3 protein-coding genes and 1 pseudogene are annotated in these 3,279 nt (G+C 46.4%); 1 reads left to right on the forward strand and 3 read right to left on the reverse strand.

Going from position 1 to position 3,279, the window contains the following annotated elements; all coding sequences use genetic code 11:
• Positions 1–136: 136 nt before the first annotated feature.
• Positions 137–727 (forward strand): annotated as a pseudogene (locus tag O9332_RS01160) (RNA-guided endonuclease TnpB family protein); the annotation flags it as partial.
• 48 nt (positions 728–775) lie between these two features.
• On the opposite strand, the gene O9332_RS01165 reads toward O9332_RS01160, so the two are convergent.
• From O9332_RS01165 to O9332_RS01175, 3 genes are all read right to left on the reverse strand, one after another.
• Positions 776–1,153: a hypothetical protein gene (locus tag O9332_RS01165; protein WP_288023323.1), complete on the reverse strand. Its 378-nt coding sequence runs from the start codon at positions 1,151–1,153 to the stop codon at positions 776–778.
• Between the two features lie 42 nt (positions 1,154–1,195).
• Positions 1,196–2,083 (reverse strand): alpha/beta fold hydrolase, encoded by an 888-nt coding sequence (locus O9332_RS01170; RefSeq protein ID WP_288023324.1) that lies wholly within the window; start codon positions 2,081–2,083, stop codon positions 1,196–1,198.
• A 117-nt stretch (positions 2,084–2,200) separates the two neighbouring features.
• Entirely contained in the window at positions 2,201–2,914 is a 714-nt protein-coding gene (locus O9332_RS01175; protein ID WP_002758662.1) for an SIMPL domain-containing protein, read from the reverse strand.
• Between the last annotated feature and the right edge of the window lie 365 nt (positions 2,915–3,279).

Below are 3,279 nucleotides of genomic sequence, written 5' to 3' on the forward strand. Positions count from 1 at the left end.
CCTTATCTGGCAAGAGACTTAATTGATTAGTTCGCTCTAGATAAAAAACAATTGACAAAAATCGCTAAATGCCTTTCTCTATAAGGGTTCCATCCCTTATAACCCCCGTCCATTGCATAACACAAACCGAAGAGCCATAAACGCACCAAAACCGTTAAAGAAACGATTGAAACGACTAAGAAAGGCACAGAAAAACCTTTCTAGAAAACAGAAGGGAAGTAAACGACGGGAAAAAGCCAGAAAACGAGGGGCTAAAATCCACGCAAAGATTAAGGACACTCACACTGATTTCTTGCATAAACTATCCACTAAAGTTGTTCGTGAAAATCAAACGATAGTTTTAGAGGATTTAAACACATCGGGAATGGTTAAAAATCGGAAGTTATCCCGTGCCATATCAGACTTAGGATGGCGTTCTTTTCGAGATATGCTATCAGCAAAATCTGATAAATATGGGCGTGATTTTCGGTTAATTTCCCGATGGGAGCCAACGTCTCAGCGATGTTCCTGTTGTGGTAATATCGGCGGTAAGAAAGCGTTAAATATCCGTGAGTGGGAATGTCTTTTCTGTGGGACTTTCCATGATCGAGACATCAATGCTGCGGTAAATATCAAGGTCGCCGGTGGGCAATCGGAGACTTTAAACGGACGGGTCGGAAAGCGTAAGACTTCTGTTAAAGAAGCCGCATCCTGTGAAGCGTTAACCCCATTGACGCGACTACCCTAAAAAGGTAGCGTGGTGAGGAATCACCGTCCGTTTACGGCGGTGAGGATGTCAACGGTTAGAAAGAGCGCAGTTTCCCCGCGACCAACCCCATTCTTCCACTCCCACGGAAATTTGCGAACCGGGACGGACATCTCCTTTCGATAAGTCTATCAGAGTCACACTGACTGCGGCGAATAGACTGCCACGATAAATCGGTTGTCCTTTGTTGTTAGTATTTTTAAAACTAAGGCTAGAAACTTGGGGGGGTTGACCGGAGCGCGTCCAGCGAATGCGCTCAAAACGTCCATTGAGAAATTCTGCCGAATAGGACCAACCGTTATTCATGCGGCCTTGACAAAAAAGCTGTTGTGTGGCTACAGTAGCAGGAATATTGACAGATAAACTCAGAAGGCTGAAGGTAGCGAGAGCGATCGGCAAAAATTTCATAAAAGTTGGCACTATAGGGTCAAATAATCCTATTATAAGTTCTTAGCTCGCGAATTTAACTATCGCAGCTGCGGTAAGTTCTGGTTTTTCGAGGTGGGGAACATGGCCACAGCGAGGAATCCAGACCAGTTGATTATTGGGCAAAGCCTGCTGAAATTTCTTCGCGTCTTCTGTGCCTAAAATTCGATCGTTTTCTCCCCAAATAATCAGAGTTTCTCGGTTTATTTGGCTTAATTTCGGCAAAAATGCCCCATAACCGCCACTTTTGGTAAAGGAGATTAAAGCCTCACTCCAGTGGGGACAATTCAGGTGCAGACTAGCACAGGTGCAAGCATCAACACTAGCCAAAGTTTGATCGAAATAGGCGGTACGACTGATATTTTGGCGCACGCGGGGATTGGCTAAAAAATTAGTTGCCCACTTATCGAGGGGAGAAAACATCAATTTACCCAAGACTGGGGGATTAGCTAGTCCTGCGCTGTCAATGAGGACTAATTTCGCCACTATTTCCGGGTAGGAGAGGGCAAAATCGAGGGCCACTGCACCCCCCATGGAAGCACCGACTAAAATTATCGGTTCGGCGCTCGCAGTTCTCCAGAAATGGTAAAGATGGCTTTTAATAGTTTCGGGAGATACTTCTAAATCTGGGTATCGCTCAGTAAAACCGAAGCCGAGTAGATCTATCGCCCAAGTTTCCCTATTTTGGGCGAGTAAAGGTAGTAAACGCCGAAATTCCAGTAGGGAACTATCAAAACCGTGCAGGAGGACAAAAGGCGGTTGACCTTGCCCTTGTTGACTATAGGTAGTTAGAATCGATCGGGGATAGATGGGGCTATCGATGGCAATTTGCTGGATATTTTCGAGGAGAGCAAGGGAGGTATCTTCGCTCAATCCCTCGCTAACAGTGGGTAAAAAGTTAGGATAATTCACGGATGAGGGGGACAGTTTTTTCTAGAGTTTCCGAACATCGGCGTTGATTTTATCAGCCTGTATCCAAGATTTCCGGTCAAAAAAACCCAGGCTGATAACTGATAGCTGAAAGTTATCTTAATAGCTAATTTCGAGGGTGACAGCAGCGCGCAGGGTTTGTTCCCCTCCGATAACCGGGCTACTGGCAGCATCGGCACTCCGACTCCGAAAAACCGCTTCTGAGCGAGCTATTGGCACGGGATTACCTGTATTACCCACTTGGATAGAAACCGTTTCTTTCGCCACTAAACCGAGGGCTTGTAACACGATTGTCGCCTGTTCTCTAGCTTGTTCCGTGGCTTTGATGAGAGCGGTTCTTTGGGCAGCTGCGATCGCTGATTCCCCAGCAGTAAAACTGACCCCATCGATGCGTGTTGCCCCGACTTTCACCGCTTCATCGATTAAAATCCCCGCTTGGGCTATATCGATCTGAAAACTAATCAAATTAGCCCCGATATAACCGATTAAACGTCTTTGGTTGTTGCTGAAGTCGTAATTGGGCTGTAAACTGATGCCGGTGGTTTCCAATTTTTCCACTTGACGGGAACGGAGAAATTTAACCACCGCGTCGCTACGATTGGCGGTTTCCCGCTGCACCTTACCCGCTTCTTTGCCTTGAACTTCTACCCCTAAGCGCACTACTGCTTGAGAAGTGGCGATATTTTCTATTCCTTCCCCCGTTACGGTAATTGTCCTCAATTCTCTTTCGTTTGCGTAACTAGGCATAACTAATCCGGTGTTGATGAGGATAAGGGACAGCAAAAAAGCCAAGCAAAATTTTCTGTAATTCATGAAAAATCCGTAGCGATCGATACTATATTTCGATTCTAGCCTTTATTTTGGGCAATTGAGTGGAAGATTATCCCTTTTCTGTCACTTTCGCAATATTGGTGACTAAGCTCTGGGAACTTGAAGGGGCCTTTAAGCAATGAGTGTAAAGAACCACAGAGACACAAAGGACACAAAGACCGATCGCTACTATATAAGTAGGTAGGCGTTAAAAGTTATCAGACACCCCCCTTATCAAGGGGGGCAGGGGGGATCCCCCCGCCTATCGGCACCCCCCTTATCAAGGGGGGCAGGGGGGATCCCCCCGCCTATCGGCACCCCCCTTATCAAGGGGGGCAGGGGGGATCGAACCTAAAATCCATTTTTAA

It is taken from the genome of Microcystis sp. LE19-10.1B, from assembly GCF_027530565.1.
Classification (GTDB): domain Bacteria; phylum Cyanobacteriota; class Cyanobacteriia; order Cyanobacteriales; family Microcystaceae; genus Microcystis; species Microcystis aeruginosa.

Excerpts from the sequence above, each read along its gene's own strand:
- O9332_RS01175 (WP_002758662.1), bottom strand. The coding sequence starts at position 2,914 with ATGAATTACAGAAAATTTTGCTTGGCTTTTTTGCTGTCCCTTATCCTC.
- O9332_RS01165 (WP_288023323.1), bottom strand. The coding sequence starts at position 1,153 with ATGAAATTTTTGCCGATCGCTCTCGCTACCTTCAGCCTTCTGAGTTTA.